The organism is Paenibacillus sp. FSL R5-0908, assembly GCF_038006245.1.
GTDB lineage: Bacteria > Bacillota > Bacilli > Paenibacillales > Paenibacillaceae > Paenibacillus_AQ > Paenibacillus_AQ odorifer.
In genome coordinates, this window is the sequence record NZ_JBBOUV010000001.1 from 524,557 (window position 1) to 545,343 (window position 20,787).

Below are 20,787 nucleotides of genomic sequence, written 5' to 3' on the forward strand. Positions count from 1 at the left end.
CATGAGTACAACAACGATATTTTTAACCCGGCATGGTCAAACGGAATGGAACGTGCAGCATCGGATGCAGGGACATATGGATTCTGAACTGACGGCTCTTGGTGTGCAACAGGCAGAATGGCTAAGCCGGGGAATGCGCACTCAACAGTTGGATGTCATCTATGCAAGCCCCAGCCCAAGGGCGCTGCGCACAGCTGAGATTATTCGTGGAGAGCGGAGTACTCCGCTTAAGACCTCTGAGGCGTTCAAAGAGATTGGCATGGGTGTGTGGGAAGGCCGTGATTCTACTGAGCTGGAGAGCGAGTATTCGGAGCAGCATCGCAATTTCTGGCAAGACCCTGAGCAGTTTAAAGTGGAGGGTAGTGAGACCTTCGCAGAGGTGCAGGCACGGGCGCTGGGCAAGCTTCAGGAAATTCTCGTTGACCATCAAGGTGAGACCATTCTTATTGTCACACATACAGTAGTGATTAAGCTGTTAATGGCCTATTTTGAGGGCAGAGCGCTGCCTAAGCTCTGGGATCTGCCTTACATTTATCCGACCTGCTTATGCAGGGTTGATTTTACGGATGGTGTGCCGGAAATCCTGCTGCACGGGGATACGAGCCATTACGAAGAGAGTGAAGCTGGGATGGAATCATAACACTTCCTACAGATCAGGTTGGTTTATTAAAAAAGGCGGTTCCTCGGGTGCATTACGCACTCGGGAAACCGCCTTTTATCTTCAGAGCTGGAGATCAGCTTTTGCTAGTTGATAAATTGGAGAGATTTCAATGTCTTCTCCAGCATCGTAACCGCTTCGGCACGAGTTGCCAGCTTCTGTGGAGCAAAGGAACCGTCGGTAGCTCCTTGGATAATTCCCTCAGCAGCGATTTCTGCTACTGCTGCTTGGGACCAAGCAGGAATGCTTGCTGCGTCACTGAATTTAGCCAGTGCCGCAGGATCGGCATTTAAGGTTTTCCCTGTGTACTTAATAGCTTTTGCTAATACCGAGGCCATTTCCTGGCGAGTGATTGGGCTACCCGGCTTAAAGCTGCCATCGGTATAACCGGAAATCAATCCGGCTTCTGCTGCGGTGCGTATAGCATCAGCATACCAAGCACTTGAGTTTACATCTTTAAATGTGATCTCACCATTACCTGTCGCAAGTCCCAGAGAACGCGTAATTAATGCGGCGAACTCAGCACGTGTGATCGACTGTGAAGGAGAGAACGTATCGTTGCTTGTTCCGCTGACAATTAGTTTGGTAGCTAATAGATCAATGGATGATTTAGCCCAGTGTCCGTTAATATCTGCGAACGTTTTGGAAGACTTAACAACGGTGTAGTAGCTGTTGCTGTTCCGTTTAATCGTAACGTCCGTTGTTCCATCTGTTTTAGGAACAAAGATAGCAGGCACGAAGGAGATCTTACCTGAAGCAGGATCGAAGACCACTGCCGTTGCGTTATTTGAATTTAAGACGGCAGATACATTGATCGTGCGCTTCACGTAAGTGCTGCCGAAATTGTTCAGCGGCACACTCTTAGTTCCGGCTTGCGCTGAAACGCTGAATTCGATTACTGGAGCAGCTAAAGTAGCATTACCTAGCTGTGAGGCGATAGCTTGGTTTGTGCTGCTTAGTGTTCCCGAATTCGCTACTAGAATGGAGACCGTAATTGTAAAGTCGCTGGTGCCTAATTGAGCGGCAAGTGCTGCGCTGTTTACAACACGGAGTGGCAAGGAATAAGAAGCGCCATCAGTAGTAAAGGTAAGAACTGTGTTAGGCTGTGCTGCTGCTTGTTTTACAAGCACACTGCCTGGAAGCACTACTTGAGCGCCACCTGTAGTAGCTTTAACCGGAATAACCAGCTCTTGGCTACCCGCTGGCAGTTCAGCAAGTTGTTTAGTTAGATCAGCAGCATTAATTGTTGTTACTTGTGCTGAAGCAATTGGTGCCGCAGTTGGAGCAACAGTTGGTGATGGTGTAGCTGTAGCGGTTGGTACTGTTGGAGCAGATGTTGGTACTGATGTTGGTACTGATGTTGGTACTGATGTAGGCACTGAAGTTGGATCTGGTGTTGGTACTGGTGTCGGAGTTGGAGTTGTCTCCGGCAGTGGTGCACCTTTTAGATCAACAATCCGGCCCTCAACGGCGGAAGTGTTCGCAGTGACCGTTCCAACCTTCTGCAGATACTTCGTAAATACATCAAAGTCCGGTAGGTACAGCAGATTCACGCGGCCTTCTTTATAGGCCTTTTCAAGTGAAGTATAGAAATCTCCACCCTTCGCTGTGAAAGCATTCGTAGCTACTTCATAGGATGCGTTCAGATCCAGAGGAACGTATTTATCCCCGTTTTTCACTTCAATACGCAATACCCGTTCGTTCACAGGTTTCGTAGAGTCGTAATAGAATTTCAACCCTGCAACGTGTGGGAAACGCCCGTCTGCTGCTGGCGTTTTAGAAACCCCGTTCTCCATAGCATCCTTAATTTCTTGTCCGGTCAGAGTGATCGTAACCAGATCGTTGTTGAATGGAAGTACGCCGAGTACTTCGCCTTGTGTGATCGGTCCTTCGTTGATGGATTCGCGAATACCGCCGCCGTTTTGCAGGGCGATTACGGCATTAGTGCCCGCTTTTTGAGCTGCATAAAGCATGCCATCGGCAATCAGGTTACCAAGATTAGTTTCCTTTGTGCGCACATTATCGCGAACGCCGTTTAGAACAACCTCTGAATTTCCTACTACTTCATTGGTTAGTTCTTGAATCCCCGGTTTATACTCGGTATCCAGGATCTGTTTAGCTTCAGGATCCTCTGCGATAACGTAATTAGTACCGTTCTTAGCATCGATGGAGATTAATTGATCTTTCCAATCGGTCAGTACGCCATCTTGGTTAAATTTAACTTCAAGTTGGCCAAGGAAAAGACCTTTTTCACCGGTTTGTACAATAAGCTTCGGTGCGTTAGGATCGGTGTTATCTACAACGGCTTGATTCAGTTGTGTGTGGCTGTGACCCCCAACGATAATATCAATGCCGTTAACGGCTTTGGCTAGCTTGAGATCTTCTTCATAGCCAAGGTGAGAGAGAACAATAATCTTGTTAACTTTCTCTTTTTCAAGCATAGCAACCGTTGCTTCCGCTTTAGCGAAGGCATTCTCAAAGGTCACTTTACCTGGTGAAGCAATGTTCGCCGTATCTTCTGTCGTCAGACCCATGATACCGACCTGTTGGCCGTCTACTTCTTTGATCAGCGCAGGGTAGATGGTTCCAGCATTACCTGACCGGCCGATTTCATTGGCGAACATTTTGCTAAGAATATCATCCGCTGAGAAGTTCACATTGGAGGAGACAAATGGGAACTTAGCGTTGCCAATGAATTTGGACAGTATATCAGAATCTTTATCAAACTCATGATTACCGAAAGTCATAGCATCATATTTGACCAGATTCATAAAGGCCAGGTCTGCTTGACCCAGATACTTATTGAAGTAAAGTGTTCCGGAGAACACATCACCTGCGTCTACAAGAATAGGATTTTCTGTAGTCGCCTTGGCCTCTTTGATTGCTGTTACACGGCGCAAGATGTTGTTTGGCGAGCTGACAGTATCTAATCCTGCATGTGTATCGTTGGTGTGCAGAATGGTTAGTGGGAAGTCTTCAGCAGTATTAAAATCAATCTGTGCCAAAACCGCATCGTGATCGGATACCCGACCGTTCGATGGTGAGAAGTCGGCATTTAGATGAACGACATCTACTTTAGAAGAAGCCGTTAGATTTTTACTGACAAGAATATGATCTAGCACTTGAGAGTTTCCGTCATAGGTGTACGTATACTGCTCATTTAAAGGCAATGTATCGATCAAATTGTCTAGTTCTGTTCCTTTTAAGAGGGTTGCAGTTTTAGTAAATTGGAAATCATTCAAATCGCCAAGAGCTACGATGTTGGCTTTAGGATTTGCAGTCAGAACCTCTTTGACAAATCCGTTGACGACCGCCGCTATTTTATGGCGTTGTGTTTCACTGGACAATACAGGGGGCTGAACGTTTCCGAAAGGAGCGGTATCGCCGCCTTTTGAATTGAAATGGTTAGCGATCACAATTACTGTTTCGCCACCGAATACGAACTGTGCAGCAAGGGGTTTACGTGAACTTGTAAAGGCAGAGTTTGTTGGATCAATTCGTCCTGGATTGTAGGTCAATTGATCTGCCGCTGCATTATATCCAACGGATTGTGTAGCTGTACCTTTTTGTCCGCTCACACTGTCTGCAAGCTGCACTCTTGCTGGATTGTACAGGAATCCTACGCGAATGTTTCCGCCTGGGGCACCGCCATCCATATTGTTCTCCGGAGCGATGTCTGTGTATTTATATACAGGACCTCCAGCGGTTTCAATGGCTTTAATCAGTTCGGCTGCACTTGCTTCAGTGATTCCATTATTGGTTTCACCATTGCTGTCCTGCATTTCGACAACGCCGATAATGTCAGGTTTTTTCATATTGTTTGTGATGGAGTCGGCTAGTTTCTGGATTTTTGTTGCTCCGACACCCGGGTAGAAGTTTTCAATGTTATACGATGCGATCAACAACTTACTATCATTGACTTCAAGAGTAGTTGTTTCTTGCTTAAAGGTACTTGGAGTGATGGCTGGAAGCTTACCGTTTTCCGGAATCACTTTGAAGTTACCGTTGTTGTATCCGATGACGCCAGTTACATCTCCCGCGAACTTATCTCCGGTGATGACTTCTTGACCCGGGTTTCCGTAAGCAATGATGAGGCGCTGAGGATTGTATTGGTTGTATTCTTTGAGAACTAGTCCACCAGCTGGTGTAATGACATCAGGTGTATCATTTTCTACTCTTGTAGGGATGTTATACAGCATGGAATTTCCGCTACCACTTGTCCAGTAAGGACTGATAATCGTAGGGGTAGGGAGCTTGACGAGCATACCTTCTAACGATTCGTAGAAATCAATTGCATCTTCATTAGGCTCAAAATCAGCCATGCCGTCATTGTCAATTATGGAAGACGGAATGGCTCTCCCGCCTTTACCAAGTACGACAGGCTCCGGCACAGTATAGCTTGAAGAGGAGTCTGCTTTTATTGAAGTCATAGTAATTTGAGTAGAGGTTAAATTACTTGCGTTACCTTCGTTGTATTCGGAAACAGCTCCACTAACTTGGACTAAATCTCCAATTTGAGGCTTAAGGGATGAATTAGTGCTGTATACAAAAATACCTTCCGAAGTGTTGACATTATCGTCTGGCTGAGGGTCTTGCATAAAGAAACCTCTATAAGCGCCAGTGGCGAAGGTGTACCCATATTGGGTAACGATGCCTTCTACATCGGAAACGTTCTGACCTGCATACTCAGAGGTATGAGATTCTCCTTGAATATCATGTATACGAGGGAGCTCAGATGCTTTATACGCAAAGGTATAAACCTTACTTGTCTTGCCATCTGCTACGACAATTGCATGGATGGTAAGATCTTGATGAACTGTAATCGGATCTGAATAAAGCTTGCTTGCTGTTGTTGGTTCAGTTCCGTTGGTCGTGTAGTAGATCTGTGCTCCAAGAGTAGGGCTGGATAGGGTCACAGAACTTCCTTTGATGATGCGACCTGCGCCAGGACTGGCCATAACGGAAAAAGTTTCTTCCACCAAAGCATTTTCATTAAGTGGAATGAATTGATAAGTCGTACTATATTGCTCGATAACCCCGGTGATATTGTCAAAGGTTTTACCCTTAACTAGTTTAGGCAGGGTTGAGAAAATTGTGAATGGTTGTCCACCTTGGCTAGCAGTCACCGTGCTGCCATTTACATTGTCTATGGTCACATTATTCATAGTTACCAGCTGAGCTTCGTGGCTTTCGCCGTTCGCGGCAGACAAGTCGGTTGCTGTAATCAATTTTGGGGCAGGCACCCCAACATTTTGTGCAGCTACATTGTATTGAAGTCCACTTTGGAATTTGATTTCTTGCAGATTGCTGTAAATATCCATTGTTCCGCTTACTTCAACACGATCTCCAACGTTTGCGAACTCTGGGAAACCATAAAGTACGATCCCGCCGGATTCATCCTGAATATACATTTTTGCTGCATTAATGTGAGTTACGATACCTTCTGTTAAAATATTCTGACCTTTACTAGCAAGGCGTGCTGTTGCAACATCTGTTTTGGCCAGAATGGTGTAATCAAAAGTCGATACAGGGCTGTCTGGCATATTTGGTTCTGAAGCATACGCTTTAATCGTAGTGTCCTCAGTTAAGGTAATAGGTCCTGTGTAAGGTTGGAAATTAGTTGAACCACCTGATCCATAAACAGCTGCATAGACGGATGCTCCAACCGTTGGAGAATTCAAAGATATTTCTGTACCAGCCGGCCAGGCATTAGGGGCTGGTAAAGCTACTGCAGAACTAGCGGTTTCCGGTAATTCAGGTAACGTACCGTAGGCGCTGTTCCGTGGACTTGGTGCTTGGACAACAAAATCCTTAGAGTTGTTATCCGTATCTAGACCGCGGCTGTCAGCCGGTGCACCAGCCGCAGCTTTACGTATAGCGGCTGTAGTATTGGAGAGAGCAGCGGTCGCATTTCCCTCGACATTTGTGGCTGTTCCGTAGCCAACTAAATCAACCGTTGTACCTGATTTATCAACGAGGTCGACTTTTCCGTTTGTACCACTCATAGCAAGGATTCCCTTGCTAACATCAGGAGTAGGCAAGTCGGTAGTTCCCCCAGCACCAGCGGCCTCCTCAATTAGGAAATATCCATTTGCCGGGATGGTTCCATTTAAGTCTGTTCCACTACTAAAGGTTCCGGCCGCTGAGGTATAGCGAACTTTCCATCCAGTCAAATCTACTGGATGATTCGTAGGATTGTATAATTCAATAAAATCACTTTTAAACTCTGCTCCGCCGTTTCCGCCACCACCATAGACCTGCGAGATAACAATATTGCTATTATCCGGTGCTGCCTCGGCAGTCTGGACAGCTGGTAACACACTGCCGGCAACCATTAACATTGCCAGTCCAGTAGCGAACCATTTCCTTACTCTTGAAGAAATAATCATTTGGATAAGTCATTCTCCCCTCGAATCTTTTATTTACAACCTATTAAATCTTAGCATTCAAATGTAAAATGAAAGGTTGTCTTACATGAATATATATTAAAGTTTGTATCAATTAAATCTAAAAATTGAAATGTTGTGATTTTAGTATAAAAACAGTGCATAAATACAATATTAATTATAAATTTAGTATTTTTATGGTTAATAAATCCCCAATATGTTAATTACATGTTATATATATTGTTGAATTTATTATGGATTACGATAAATTTATTCTAGAGTTTTGTTAATTTTTACATAGGGAAAACAATAGAGATTAGAATTATATAGAATGTATCGGAACAAAAATAATGCCCCTCCAGCTTCTTATCGAGAAGTGGAAGGGCATTATTAATTTTAAATCTATTTGGACAACACAGTATTACTGGTGCGGAAGCTCAAGCCGTTCAATTCCATCCATATATTTACGCAGTGCCTGTGGAATGTAAATGGATCCATCCTCCAGTTGATGGTTCTCCAGCAGCGGAATTAGGATCCTTGGTGTAGCCACTGCGGTGTTATTTAAGGTGTGGCAGTATTGCAGCTTACCGTCAACATCCCGGTAACGAATGCCCGAACGACGAGCTTGGAAATCGAGCAGGTTGGAAGCCGAGTGTGTCTCTCCATAGGCATCTCTGCTTGGCATCCAAGTCTCGATGTCATACTGCTTATGTGTCTTCAGGGACATATCTCCTGTGCAGACAGACATGATCCGATAGGGGAGTTCCAAAAGCTGTAGAATATGCTCTGCATTCGCAAGAATCTCCTGCAGCATGCCTTCCGATACGCCCTCATCATTCCGGCATAAGATGACTTGTTCAATTTTTGAGAATTGATGAACACGGTACAGGCCACGCACGTCCCGTCCCGCCGATCCTACCTCACGGCGGAAGCAGGCCGACATTCCGGCGAGTCGCATTGGCGAACCCAGTTCGACAATCTCATCGCTATACAGCGAAACAAGCGACACCTCCGATGTGCCTACCAGCCAGCGATTGTCTCCGTTTAGCTCATAGGTCTGATCCATCCCGCCGGGGAAGAAGCCCGTACGTTCCAGCGCTTCCGGACGGACAATCACGGGAACATCCATCACCGTGAACCCGCGGGCCGTTAGTACATCAATGGCCAGCCGCTGTACAGCCAGATGTAACAACAACCCTGCACCCTTCAGCACATAGCTGCGTGGGCCGCCTGCTTTGACGCCACGGGGGATATCGATGATATCGTGGAGCTCGCCTAGCTCTACATGATCACGCGGTTTAAAGCTGAATTCCGGCAACGTTCCGGTTCGTCGCAGTTCTACATTATCTTTATCATCATGGCCGATCGGTGTATCCTGCGATACAGGGTTTGGTGCGAGCAGCATGAGTTCTCCACAGCGCCGGTCTGCCTCAGTTAGTTCTGCCTCATAGAGATTCAGGCGGTTGTTCAGCTCTCTTACTTGTTCTTTAACTGCTTCTCCTGCCACGTTGTCACCCTGGCGTAAAAGTCGTTCAACCTCTTTGGTCAGCCCGTTACGCTGGGCTCTCAACTGTTCCGTATCTTGGCGCAATTCGCGCCGTTTCTCATCCCATTCCAGCAGTTCATCCAGTGGGAAGTCGACTCTTTTCCAAGCCGTAATGTTTCTTACAAGTTCCTGATTGTCTTTGATCCAGTTCATATCCAGCATACCGTTTCGCTCCTTTTTGGTTAAAAAAACGCAAAAAACGCCCTCATCCATGGGACGAGGAGCGTCAGCTCGCGGTGCCACCCAGGTTGATCGAATCTCCTTAACTGCAGGAACAATCCGATCCTCTTTGGTCTTCGCGGTAACGGGCGAAACCCGGTGAACTTAGGGAGTTGTTGTAGACTCCGGTCGCAGACGCCTCACGGTTGGATGCCGATCATTGGCCTGATTGTTGGATTTAATATTGTTGCTTAGTATAACGTAAGAGTGGGAGGAGCGCAAGTGGTTATGGTTTGACAAAAATATCAATTCTACGTTAGGATTAGTATTAATTTAAAGTAATTTTGTCGGGATAATAAATAAAGCAGTGTGAGCTGCTTAAGTGGGATGGAAGAGGTGGAAAAGTGGCTAAAATTGTTGTGATTAACGGAACGCCTTCCCTGGTATCGCGTATCAATGCAGCTATAGAATATGCGGAGGCCAGCTTAACCAATCAGGGCTTCGAGGTTGAGCGTATTAACGTAGCAGAACTACCAGCGGAGGATTTGATTCACACTAAGTTTGAAAGTGAGTCTATCGTCAAAGCCAATGGCCTTGTAGCGGAAGCTGATGCGGTAATCGTGGTTAGCCCGGTTTACAAAGCTTCTTATACAGGCGTGCTGAAGACCTTTTTAGATCTGGTTCCACAAAAGGGATTGGCCGGAAAGGTTGTACTCCCGCTGTTCATGGGCGGCAGTCTTGCACATCTGCTCACAATTGATTACGCATTGAAACCTGTGTTGTCCGTACTGGGCGCACGTTACATTCTTGGCGGCGTTTATGCCGTGGATTCTCAAGTGGTTCGTAATGATCACGGAGTGGTAGAGCTTGCTGAGGAGCTGAAGCTGCGCCTGAACGATGCATTAGATGAGCTTGCAGAAGAAACTACACATCGTGTGGAACGCAAGGCATAAGACTGAGTAGCAAGCCTTATGTGCTTAGTGCTAATAACAAATGTATAAGCGTCTCTTTCATCCCTGATACCAGGGGAGAGGGGCGCTTTTTGCATTAGATAGGCTATAGCAAAAAGGCCATCTCACTATGAAAGTAGAGAATGGCCTCTTTTTTATATAGGGCTCGTTATAATCCGGTCTTACAAATCGTCGAATCCGTTATCATCGCCAACCTTACCATAGTTGCGGGATTTGGCTTCGAAGAAGTCAGTTTTGGTAGCATTAAGCGCATCATCGGAGAAAGGTTTGATCCAAGGCATACAGTTAACGTCAACACCTTGGTAAGCTTTTTCCATACCCATCAAAGTCAGACGTTTGTTCGCTGTATATTTGATGTAGTCGCTAAGCTCGTTAAGATCAATGCCACGCACGTTAGTAAGTGTGTAGTAAGCCCAGTTGGTTTCGAGCTCTACCGCGCGGTCGATGGTACGGTATACGTAATCCATGTTTTCTTTGGTGTTCAGCTCAGGGAAGTCTACGAGCAGCTGCTTAAATACTTCTGCGAAGAAGTAGCAGTGCTGATTCTCGTCACGTTGAATATAAGAGATCATTTGGCTGGTTGCCATCATCTTCTGGTCACGGGCCAGATTGTAGAAGAAGGCGAAAGTGCTGTAAAAGAAAATCCCTTCCAAGATGAGATCTGCTACCAGCGCATGGAAAAAGGTTTGTCTCGTAGGGTTATCACGGAACTCTTGATAAATATCAGAGATAAACTGATTGCGTTCCAGCAGGACAGGGTCTTTTTTCCAATATTCAAAAATTTCCTTCTGCTCACTCTCTGACACGATAGAGGATAGAACATAGGAATAGGATTGGTTATGCACCACTTCTTGCTGCCCGATAATAGCGGAGATAGCTTCCAAAGAGGAATCGGTGAAATAACGCTTCACGTCGCTCACGAACATCGTCTGCATCGAATCCAGCACAGCGAGTAGGGAGATATTAATCTTAAATACGCGTTGTTCCTCGGCATCCAGCATCGGAAATTGTTGCGCATCCTTGGACATTGGAATTTCATCCGCGATCCAGTGATTAAGCAGCAGTACCTTATACAGCTTGTACATATGAGGCATGCGAATATCGTTCCAGTTCAGAATACCTGAGCATTCACCGTCGATAATGCGTGTGGATTGGTTAGGTGCTTCAGTATTAAAAATCTTTTGTAATTGCATTTCTTATCCCTCCATTTTTTGCGCGGGTAATCTTTCTTTGGTGTCTTGTTCATAGAAAGACGGTGATAGAGTAACGCAGAGGAAGTTTGGAGCTGTAGGAGCGTCAGCGTTCGCCCGAAAGCTTTCCGTAGGAAAGCTCGCATCGAAAGCATATGCTGTCATCGGATGTCATCCGCTAATAGCGGTAAAGATCAAGACATCTGATGACAACAGCGGCCGGAAGCCCAAACATTCCTCGCAGTTACGAAATTCATCATCGTTTTTCTATTTAGGGCACTAAGATAATTAGCTAGCGCAAGATTCACACTCTTCTATAGTCAAAGCACGGCTACGCACATAATAAGTTGATTTCAAGCCGCCCTTCCAGGCATTCAGATGCAGTTCCAGGAACTCAGTAGCCTTGATGTCAGGACGGACATACAGGTTGAAGCTTTGGCCTTGATCGACGTGACGCTGGCGAGCAGAAGCCATGCGGATCGACCAGTTTTGGTCAATCGTAAAGGCTGTCTTATAGTACCAGATCGTTTTGTCGGACAGATCCGGTGCTGGGTTAGCGATCTTATAAGTTGTTTTCTCTTCATAGGATAGCAGTTCATACAGCGGATCAATGCTGGCGGTGGAGCCGGCAATAATCGATGTAGATCCATTCGGCGCAATGGCGAACATCCAAGCATTACGCACGCCGTCCTTAGCTACTTCTTCTTGCAGCTCGCGCCATTGCTCGGTCGTTACATATTTACCTTCTTGCTCACCGCTAACATACCCGCGGGAAGTGAAGTATGCGCCAGTCTCCCAATCGGAGCCAGCAAACTTCGGATAACGGCCTTTTTCACGGGCAAGCTCCATGCTCGAACGAACCAACAGGTAGTTGATATGTTCATATAAATGATTGTTATATTCTACGGCTTCATCGGATTCCCAACGAATGCCCTTGAGTGCCAATAGGTGATGCAGGCCGAATGTGCCGAGACCTACTGCGCGGTACTGGCTGTTCGTGTATTGTGCCTGCAGAACTTCAATATTATTAATATCGATTACGTTATCAAGCATACGAACTTGGATCGGAACAAGTCTTTCTAATACGCCAGCTGGAATCGCCCGTGCCAAGTGAATCGAATTCAGGTTGCAGACTACGAAGTCGCCAGGGATTTTGGAAATAACGATCCGGGTCTGGCCATCTTTAGTTACTAATTCTTCTTGCTCAATAACTGTTGCAGACTGATTCTGCATAATTTCTGTACACAGGTTCGAGGAGAAAACCATACCTTGATGACGGTTTGGGTTGGTCCGGTTCACGGTATCGCGGTAGAACATGTATGGTGTACCTGTTTCTAGCTGTGATTTCATAATCCGTTTCATGATGTCGATCGCAGGAACAGTGATCCGGGATAATTCCAGGTTCGCTGTAGCTTCAGCATATTTTTCACGGAAAGTACCTTTGCCAAGCTCTTCATCGTAGAAATCTTCCAATCCTAGTGGACGGCCATTTTTATCTGTCCAGCCCATGACCTTTTTCACTTCATGAGGGCAGAAGAGGTTCCAATGGCTGCGCGATTCTACAGCTTCCATGAACAGGTCAGGCAGGGAGACGCCATGGAACACGTCATGTGCACGCATACGCTCGTCACCGTTGTTCAGCTTAAGATCGAGGAAAGCGAGAATATCTTTATGGAATACATCAAGATAAACAGCTACAGCACCTTTACGTGTGCCCAGCTGGTCTACGCTGACTGCTGTATTATTCAACTGGCGAATCCAAGGGATTACGCCGGAGCTTGTGTTCTTGTGGCCACGGATATCCGAACCACGTGCCCGTACTTTTCCAAGGTAAACGCCGATGCCGCCGCCCATTTTGCTTAGACGTGCTACGTCTGTATTGGAGTCAAAGATACCCTCTAGGGAATCGTCTACAGTATCAATAAAGCAGCTGGATAGCTGTCCAGCGACCTTTTTGCCGGCATTGGACATTGTAGGTGTAGCAGCAGTCATGTAGATGTTGCTCATAGCCCAATAAGCTTCTTTTACAAGCTCAAGACGTTTCTCAGCTGGTTCACGATGCATCAGGTACATAGCAATAATCATATAACGTTCTTGTGGAAGCTCCATCACACGGCCGTCAAAATCATGCGCCAAATAACGATCGGATAGCGTAAGCAGACCGATATAGTCAAACAAAAGGTCGCGTGTATAATCGATACACCCACCTAGTTCGATAATTTGTTCTTTGGTGTAATGGCTTAGAAGTTCTTCGCGATAGATTCCTTTTTTCACGAGATCCGTAATTAGTGGATACAATTCACCGTAAGGCTCTTCTGGATAAGCTTTGTAGCGGCGATGGACGGCAGCTTTTTTATAAAGGGTTGTCAGAAGGGCGCGGGCAGCTGCGAACTTCCAGGTAGGCTCTTCTTTTGTTACAAGCTCTAGAGCGCTCATGGTGAAGGCGTTGCTGATTTCTTCTCCGCTTACCGAGTCACGACGCAGTTTGGAATTCACTCCACGCAGCAAAGTTTCTTTATTTAGTTGATCGAGACCTTCCAGAATACGGTCAGCGTAGACGGAAAGACGGTTCTCATCAAAAGCCAGTTGGCGATTATCCGGTTTTACTACGAATTGCGGCATGGTTAGTTCATCCCTTCTTATTTCAAATTAATTTTCAATATCAAAAATTGATATATTATAGCGCAGCAGGCTGCCACAGAAAGACCTCCGAGCCGTTCATGCTGGCCGGAATGTCGATAATGCGTTGGTTGGAGCTTCCCCGGTAGAGAAGCGTAGTATCTTTCAGTTCTTCTACAAATCTTCCATCTATTAACACCTGACACTGCTTAAGTAGATTCCACTCCGGCGTACCGGGAAGGGCTGTAAGTTCTTCGTACGTATAACCACTGTAAATCCAGATTGAGAAACCTGGCAGTGCAGCGCGAAGCTCATGAATGAACCCCAACAACTCTTCTGCTGAGAAAAAAGGATCGCCGCCTGCCAGTGTCAGACCATCCAGCAAAGGGTTAGCGGCGATTTCTGCAATGATTTCATGTTGTCGTTCTAAGGTGAAGACTTCCCCATATTTAAAGTTCCATGTCTCGGGATTAAAACATCCCGGGCAACGATGACGGCAGCCGCTGAGAAAGAGGACGGCCCGCATGCCCTCTCCCTCGTTAATCGACTCCGGATAGTAACCGCAAATATTCATAGATGCTTAACGCGATCCCGTACTTCAGCTTGTTTGGCGGCATTAAAGCGGGTCTGATAGTCGCCAGTTAAATAACCTGTAACTCTGCGCAAACGGCGGATGTGCACGTCATTCTCATGTGCGTTGCAGGAAGGACAGTTTGTCCCAATTACGCCTTCGTATCCACAGCTGGAGCAGCGGTCAATCGGATGGTTAATGCTGAAATAGCTAACCTGTTGTTCGAGCGCGTATTTAATGATTTTGATAAAAGCCGATGGGTTGTTGCGGGCATTGCCGTTTAATTCGACATAAGAAATAGCCCCGGCATTGCAATATTCATGGAAAGGAGCTTCCAAGCTGATCTTCTGAGCAGCACCCAGATCGAAGTATACAGGGATGTGAAAAGAGTTCGTATAGTATTCACGGTCGGTTACGCCCGGAATGGAACCCAGTACCTTGCGATCAACTTTGGTGAATTTACCGGACAAACCTTCTGCTGGCGTTGCGAACAGAGTGATGTTGAGATCCAGTTCCTCACTTTTCCGATCGCAATAGTCCCGCATATGACGCACAATAGCCAGCGCCTTGGCATGAACTTCCATATCCTCGCCATGATGTTTGCCGTACATAGCTTTCATACATTCCGCCATACCGATGAAGCCAAGAGACAGACTGCCATGCTTCAGCAGATCGCCTACAGTGTCATCAGGTGCAAGATGTTCGCCGCCTTCCCAGACGCCTTCTCGCATCATGAAATCGGAAGCTTTAGCTTTTTGTGCGGTTTGGATGTGGAAGCGATGAAGAAGTCCTTCCAGCGCAATATCCATATAATGATTTAGATCTTCATAGAAGCCAGCTTCGTCTGCGACGGTACGTCTGCCTGTTACTGTGCCGTGTGCCAGACCTAGCCGAACCAGATTCAGTGTATTAAAGGAAAGGTTGCCCTTTCCAGAGCAATGATTACGCCCAAAACGGTCACCGAGCACTCGGGTTCGGCAGCCCATTGTAGCGAACTCCGTATCAGGATCACTTGGATCATAATACTGCAAGTTGAGCGGAGCGTCCAGATTAGCGAAGTTTGGATATAGTCTGCGCGCAGAACATTCAGCTGCTTTTAGGAACAGTTCATAGTTAGGATCGCCTTGCTGTTGATTGATTCCTTGCTTGCATTTGAAGATTTGAATCGGGAACACTGGTGTTTCTCCGCTGCCAAGTCCGTTCATAGTTGCGGTTAGCAGAGAACTGATCACAAGCTGACCTTCTGGTGTAGTACAAGTACCGTAGTTGATGCTGGTAAACGGTATTTGTCCACCGGATCGGCTGGACATGGTATTCAGATTATGTACCATACTTTCAGCCGCTTGCAGGGTTTCGATTTCGGTTTCCTTTAGTGCAAAACGGAACGCTCTTGGATATAACTCCGCCAGATCGGTCCGGCTCATCGTAATCTCGCCCAAAGATTCATCAGCTTGTCCTTCTTCAAAATAATCCAGACCCTTGCGGAACAGCTTGGCGAAGGATTTGGTTACATAAGGTGCCAGATCGTAGTCGAGTTTATTGGCGGATACACCACCATATTGAGCATTTTGCTGGGATTGGAAAATAATCGCTACCAGAGACATAGCTGTCATTATTGAGTTCGGAGGACGAACGCTGCCGTTGCCGGTATTGAAACCTTCACGGAGAAGTTTATCAAACGGGATAAAAATACAGTTCGTCGTTCCAATCGCGTATTGATCCAGATCATGCACATAGACGACATTGTCGTCAATAGCCTGCACTAGCTGTGGCGGCATCGTAAAATTGCGGGCGTACCATTTTGAATATTCACTGCCGAACTTGCTCATTTTACCGGAGAAACTCTCTCCATTCAAATTGGCATTCTCGCGCAATAGGTCCATATCCCGACTGTCGATAATATCCCGGCCTAAATCAATGAGCTCTTCTAAAAGAACTTCCCGTGCATTTTCTACTCCATTAAATTGTCTCTCCAACAACGTCATTGTACAGCTCTCCTCTCAGTATAAAAGAAAAACATTTATCATCAAATCCATATATCCATAAGAAGTTGGACCGCCATAAGCAGTCGTATATTTGTTCTGATTACATAAAAAAAGCATCCCCTACCCGAGGATGGCAGAAAATGCCCGATGCGTTATGTAAATATCCACACGGATATTTGCAGTGGTCTCTACGTAGATGACCGCATGCGGACACCATCCCTGTTCCTCGCAGGCATCAATAGTTGGTGTCGTCGAAACAGGTAGGTCTCCTGGCTTCCGTGGGATCTCTCGGCGCCTTCCCAAGGGTGTTCCTAACCCTCAGTGGCATCTGCCGAGAGATGTGGATTCTCAAGCTTCCCAGAAGCTTAAGAAGGCCATCCGGTTACAGTGGCGGGACCGCAGCGGATTCTCACCGCGCTTCCCTATTAAGCTCTAAATCCGGTTAAGGATCAAAGCGCCTGTCTCCACTATATTTTGTTGTCGTTAGATAAAAATAACCCAAGATGTTGTGTTTGTAAACAGTTTTTTAGAAAACCCGCGCGGGGAGCGGGTTCTTTAAAAGTACTCCACAAATGATCCACAGGCTGTCCATAAGTAATCCACAATTGATCCACAGGGAGATGCGAAATGATTCATAAATTGTCCGAAAAGATGCCACAAAGAGTCCATAAATATAGTGCAGATGACCCTAGAATTTGCGCATGAGAAAATACCCTTAGCTCAAAGTCATATTTTGGAGTAATCAGAAGAAATAGAAGAGATAAGGGAGGATAGTCTTGCTTAGTTTGTGACAGAGCGGTGGAATTGTTACAATGGAAGGAGACAGGTACTATAAAATTTCGAGGAGGTATTCTCATGCCTATTGCTGAAGTTACAGTTATTCCGATTGGAACAGGCAGTACCAGTCTTAGCAGTTATGTTGCGGATATGCAGCGGGTGCTGAAGACAGTAGAAGGGATTACATATGAACTTACGTCCATGGGGACGATCATCGAAGGGCCTCTGCAACGTATTTTTGCCGCGGTAGAAGCTTTGCATGAGTCTCCTTTTGCCGCAGGTGCAGAACGTGTCTCTACCTCACTTAAAATAGACGACCGCCGCGATAAACCCTCCACTAGCCGTGGAAAGTTAGAGTCTGTGGAGCGTAAGCTACAGGTGGATTAGCAGTTTAGGAGGGCGGAAAACAGGGAGAAATAGGCTTGCGTTTCTGGCTGAAAGTTGTATAATATTTTTTGTTTGACAGAAAAACAGCATTAGGCTGGTGTAGCTCAGGGGTAGAGCAACGCACTCGTAATGCGTAGGCCGGGGGTTCAATTCCCTTCACCAGCATTCTTACAAAGTCGATAGTGGCGCGGGTTCCTGGGGTTTTGGGAGTCGCTTTTTTTTGTGGGAAAAGCTGAACTTCTAACATTCTTCTAACCTTTACTCAACTAAAGTGGTTATTTTACCCTCTTCCTTAACTTCATGGCGGGTCCCTAAGATAGAGTCACCTATGCCTCGGAGGACGGCTTCTTGCAGATTGGGCAGGACATGAGAGTAGGTATCCAAGGTAACATTGATAGAGGAATGCCCTAGTCTCTCCTGAACGATCTTGGGATGAACCCCGGCCTTCAAGAGCAGAGTTGCGTGAGTATGCCTGAGATCATGGAATCGAATGTTTGGGAATGATGGCTGTTCCTTGGTAATTTGCTCAAGTATCCGGTAATAATGACGCATTAAGAGGCGTGGGCCAACTGGCGTACCAATGCTGGTCTGGACAACCAACCCGGTATCCTTGTAAGTTTGTTTATTTTCTAGTTCCCGTTCACGTTGCTCTGTGTGACTGGTCAGCAGACGCACTGTGCTTTCAAATAAGGCGATGGAGCGGACACTGCTGTCATTCTTCGTATCATCCATTTCATGGCCTCTAACGGCCAGTGTGTAGGCCTGTCGGACGGATATGGTCTTGGTCTGCAGATCAGTATCTACCCATCGAAGAGCCAATATCTCACTTTGTCGCATGCCTGTCGAGGCCGCAAGCTCAAAAGCAACAAAATATTGATCGTCTGCAGCGGCATCCAGAAATATCTTAAGCTGTTCTTCATTCCATACTTGAAACTTTGTCTTTTTCCCCTGAGGCAAGGCTACGGTAGATGCTACATTGTGCGGAATCTCTCCCCATGTTACTGCCCGGTTAAGTGCGTCCATGATCAGCACATGAGCCTTCCTGATCGATCCAACGGATAGAGTCTCAAGAAGTGTTTTATGGTAGAAATTATGCAGATCCTGTGGCTTTATCTTCGCTATTTTCTTCTTTCCCAAATGAGGAACAATATGCTTGTGAACAAGCCATTCATAGGATTTCCATGTCCCATATTTCACTGATGTTTTTTTGTCCTCTAGCCAGGTTTCCATGATCTCTCCAAAGTTTTTTTGCGATGGTTCAACATATGTCCCATTCTTCATTTTTGAAAGAATATCAGGCATTGCGTTTTCAGCGTCTTTTTTTCGCTCATATCCGGATAGCCATTTTTGATTTCTTTTTCCGCCGTTGTCATCCTTATCGAAATCTACAACGATATAATACTTCTTCCCTTTTTTGGCTATGTGCCCTCTCATAGTAACCCTCCAAAAAATTGCAAACTAAAAATTGAGTGCATCATTCATTGCCTCCATTGGCAGATAGAGTCGGCTTGCTTCCTGACCACATCTTGAGGCAATTCTTTTCATGTCTATTGTCATGGCTCGTTCATGGGCAATAGATAGATCTCCTGAATATACAACTGCGCCGTCCCGAAGTGAATATGAATACGCATCGAAGCTTTTTATGGAGTGATCGACTTCAATGTACAAAGGCTTCTCCCAGTCGAACCCTCCACGTTGTTCGATGACAAGGGTGTGAGGGCGGGATAGATCTTCTAGGCCATACACGCCTTTGATGACAGGATGTGTACTTACTAAGTATGTAGGACGTGCTTTATGGGGTATCCTAGTACATCTGGTGGAGAGGTACTCCGTTCCAGAGATCCGTTCGCGGATCTGCCTCAGACGCCGCATAGCATAGGCTGGGGGAATGTGAAATATGGACCCAATATACCCGGCTGCGTGCTCCGCAGACTTAGGGAACGACAACTTCTCTAGCATAAAGAAGGGGATAGAGGCGTACAAGCTGAATTGTTCAGCATCTGCCTCCTGCATTTGCTGGAAGAGATCCGGCATGCTGCGCTGATCACCTGAATGACGGACAATGTGTCCTAACTCATGAAAGAAGCTTCTTCGTTGCTTATCAGGTATATCATTGCTGGAAAGAAAGATAATTCGCTGTTCATTGTCCGAGAATGTTTGGAACTTCGTGGTGGTAACCTCTACATTGAAAATAGCCGCTAGGTTATCGAGAGTCAAATCCCATGAATCGAATAACTTATTCTCCAAGTAAACATCCTCAACCGATTGCTCTAGTGGAGTTTTAAAGTAGTTTGATAAATCCAATTGAATCCCTCATTTCAAGAACGTATGTTCTGTTTTTGGAGTAAAAAGAAAAGCCCACTAGTGGCTTCTTGTATTACATCTTTGAAGTGGCCTACAGTTATCTTATATACATAATATAACATATAATAAAAATTTCAATAAAAAAAGAATATATGTTCGTTCTTATTTTAAGAAAATAAAAATCCAGGTTTCCCTGGATATGGTTTTCTTTATTTGTTTTTTTCGGCTTCTCTGGCTGCACGTTCTTTCATTTCCCGATATCGGCGCACGGCTGCTTCGGCTTCTTCAAGCTCATCCTCTGTCCATCCCTTTGGACCGCCGAAAAAAGAAAGATTGAATTCTTCATTTTTTCGTGTGCTAGTTCTTCCTAATAAATAGTCGGTATCACATTCGTACAGATCAGCAATCAGTGAAAGGGTTGCAGTGTCAGGATCACGGTAATCGCGCTCATAGTTAGAGAGCACGGTATTAGCAATTCCGAGTTTTTCCGCTACATAAAGTTGAGACCAACCTTTACGTTCTCGCTCTTTTTTTAAACGCTGTCCTAAACTCATAGAAACACCACCAGTAAGTTACTTAACAACTATCATATATTATTTTCACTTTACGTTAAACTTATTACACAAAAAGTGTAATTTATCGTTGACTTTCACTTTTAGTGAATATATAATCAACCACAAGAGTTACACTTAACGTGGAATAAGGTGGTGATGGAAATTGAAGTTGCATAATAAAATTCGAGATATTCGAAAATCAAAAGGTGTTACTCAAACATTTGTAGCGAAGCAAACTGGAATGACAATTTCAAATTATAACATGAAAGAAAACGGTAAGAGACCCATCAGCACAGTAGAGCTAGAAATAATTGCTGCTGTGTTAAAGGAGCCCGTTGTAAATTTTTTTAATTAAAAATTACACGTAAAGTGTAAAATACTAATTTTAATTCAAAAGGAGGATTGAGATATGCAACAGGAAAGCAAACCTTTTTCAGAGACGGATGTAATCACCGTTCCAGAGTTGGCAACACGGTTAAAGGTGTCTAAATTCCAGGCATACGAGATGGTATCTATTCATGGATGCCCGGTGTATGAACTGGGTGGTGAACGCCAAAAGCGTATCATTTGGGGCGATTTTCTAGATTGGTTCAGATCACATTATGTACGACAATAACGATCATGTGTCTTGGCACTATATTAATGCCCTACTTTTAACTATATCATACATGGTTGAATTT

Annotated in this window: 14 protein-coding genes, 1 tRNA gene and 1 riboswitch; of the genes, 6 read left to right on the top strand and 9 right to left on the bottom strand. The window is 45.4% G+C overall.

Translation table 11 applies throughout. The annotated features are described in order from the left end of the window. Position 1 precedes the first annotated feature (1 nt). Positions 2-640 carry a histidine phosphatase family protein gene (locus tag MKZ09_RS02345; RefSeq protein WP_076134887.1) on the top strand — a complete coding sequence of 213 codons (639 nt, stop codon included), beginning with the start codon at positions 2-4 and terminating at the stop codon, positions 638-640. Between the two features lie 104 nt (positions 641-744). Here the strand turns inward: MKZ09_RS02345 and MKZ09_RS02350 are convergent, their stop codons facing one another. After that, positions 745-7,047 carry a 5'-nucleotidase C-terminal domain-containing protein gene (locus MKZ09_RS02350; RefSeq protein WP_076203613.1) on the bottom strand — a complete coding sequence of 2,101 codons (6,303 nt, stop codon included), beginning with the start codon at positions 7,045-7,047 and terminating at the stop codon, positions 745-747. A gap of 418 nt (positions 7,048-7,465) precedes the next feature. Beyond that, positions 7,466-8,752 (bottom strand): serine--tRNA ligase, encoded by a 1,287-nt coding sequence (gene serS / locus MKZ09_RS02355; RefSeq protein ID WP_076203617.1) that lies wholly within the window; start codon positions 8,750-8,752, stop codon positions 7,466-7,468. A 401-nt stretch (positions 8,753-9,153) separates the two neighbouring features. On the opposite strand from serS, the gene ssuE reads away from it, so the two are divergent. Beyond that, on the top strand, positions 9,154-9,702 hold the full coding sequence (gene ssuE / locus MKZ09_RS02360) for an NADPH-dependent FMN reductase (RefSeq protein ID WP_036682586.1): 549 nt from the start codon (positions 9,154-9,156) through the stop codon (positions 9,700-9,702). A 179-nt stretch (positions 9,703-9,881) separates the two neighbouring features. Here ssuE and MKZ09_RS02365 read toward each other — a convergent pair whose 3' ends face one another. The 4 genes from MKZ09_RS02365 to MKZ09_RS02380 all read right to left on the bottom strand — a co-directional run bounded on the left by MKZ09_RS02365 (position 9,882) and on the right by MKZ09_RS02380 (position 16,085). Beyond that, positions 9,882-10,913 (bottom strand): ribonucleotide-diphosphate reductase subunit beta, encoded by a 1,032-nt coding sequence (locus MKZ09_RS02365; RefSeq protein WP_036682584.1) that lies wholly within the window; start codon positions 10,911-10,913, stop codon positions 9,882-9,884. Positions 10,914-11,198: 285 nt separating this feature from the next. Beyond that, entirely contained in the window at positions 11,199-13,532 is a 2,334-nt protein-coding gene (locus tag MKZ09_RS02370; RefSeq protein WP_036682582.1) for a ribonucleoside-diphosphate reductase subunit alpha, read from the bottom strand. A 55-nt stretch (positions 13,533-13,587) separates the two neighbouring features. Beyond that, the gene (nrdG, locus tag MKZ09_RS02375; protein WP_076134890.1) at positions 13,588-14,103 is read right to left on the bottom strand and encodes an anaerobic ribonucleoside-triphosphate reductase activating protein; all 516 of its coding nucleotides are present in this window, start codon (positions 14,101-14,103) and stop codon (positions 13,588-13,590) included. Then, positions 14,100-16,085, bottom strand: a complete 1,986-nt coding sequence (locus MKZ09_RS02380) for an anaerobic ribonucleoside triphosphate reductase (protein WP_076203622.1) — start codon at positions 16,083-16,085, stop codon at positions 14,100-14,102. The genes nrdG and MKZ09_RS02380 overlap by 4 nt, the downstream gene beginning before the upstream one ends. A 242-nt stretch (positions 16,086-16,327) precedes the next feature. After that, positions 16,328-16,562, bottom strand: a riboswitch (cobalamin riboswitch). 378 nt (positions 16,563-16,940) lie between these two features. Between MKZ09_RS02380 and MKZ09_RS02385 the strand changes: the two genes are divergently transcribed. Together MKZ09_RS02385 and MKZ09_RS02390 are read left to right on the top strand one after the other, a co-directional pair. Then, complete coding sequence (locus tag MKZ09_RS02385) at positions 16,941-17,249, top strand: MTH1187 family thiamine-binding protein (RefSeq protein WP_036682575.1); 309 nt, start codon at positions 16,941-16,943, stop codon at positions 17,247-17,249. A gap of 93 nt (positions 17,250-17,342) precedes the next feature. After that, positions 17,343-17,414 (top strand) — tRNA-Thr (locus MKZ09_RS02390). A gap of 93 nt (positions 17,415-17,507) precedes the next feature. Here the strand turns inward: MKZ09_RS02390 and MKZ09_RS02395 are convergent. The 3 genes from MKZ09_RS02395 to MKZ09_RS02405 form a co-directional block, all read right to left on the bottom strand. Continuing rightward, the gene (locus MKZ09_RS02395; protein WP_076160265.1) at positions 17,508-18,683 is read right to left on the bottom strand and encodes a site-specific integrase; all 1,176 of its coding nucleotides are present in this window, start codon (positions 18,681-18,683) and stop codon (positions 17,508-17,510) included. Positions 18,684-18,707: 24 nt separating this feature from the next. Then, a complete protein-coding gene (locus tag MKZ09_RS02400; protein ID WP_076160268.1) occupies positions 18,708-19,553 on the bottom strand; it encodes an ImmA/IrrE family metallo-endopeptidase in 846 nt (281 codons plus the stop codon). Between the two features lie 209 nt (positions 19,554-19,762). Beyond that, positions 19,763-20,107, bottom strand: coding sequence for a helix-turn-helix domain-containing protein (locus MKZ09_RS02405; protein ID WP_076160271.1), 345 nt, complete (start codon positions 20,105-20,107; stop codon positions 19,763-19,765). A gap of 163 nt (positions 20,108-20,270) precedes the next feature. Here MKZ09_RS02405 and MKZ09_RS02410 point away from each other — a divergent pair, with 163 nt between their 5' ends. Together MKZ09_RS02410 and MKZ09_RS02415 are read left to right on the top strand one after the other, a co-directional pair. Continuing rightward, positions 20,271-20,462 (top strand): helix-turn-helix domain-containing protein, encoded by a 192-nt coding sequence (locus tag MKZ09_RS02410; RefSeq protein ID WP_076160274.1) that lies wholly within the window; start codon positions 20,271-20,273, stop codon positions 20,460-20,462. A 54-nt stretch (positions 20,463-20,516) separates the two neighbouring features. Next, positions 20,517-20,723: a hypothetical protein gene (locus MKZ09_RS02415; protein ID WP_076160277.1), complete on the top strand. Its 207-nt coding sequence runs from the start codon at positions 20,517-20,519 to the stop codon at positions 20,721-20,723. Positions 20,724-20,787: the final 64 nt, after the last annotated feature.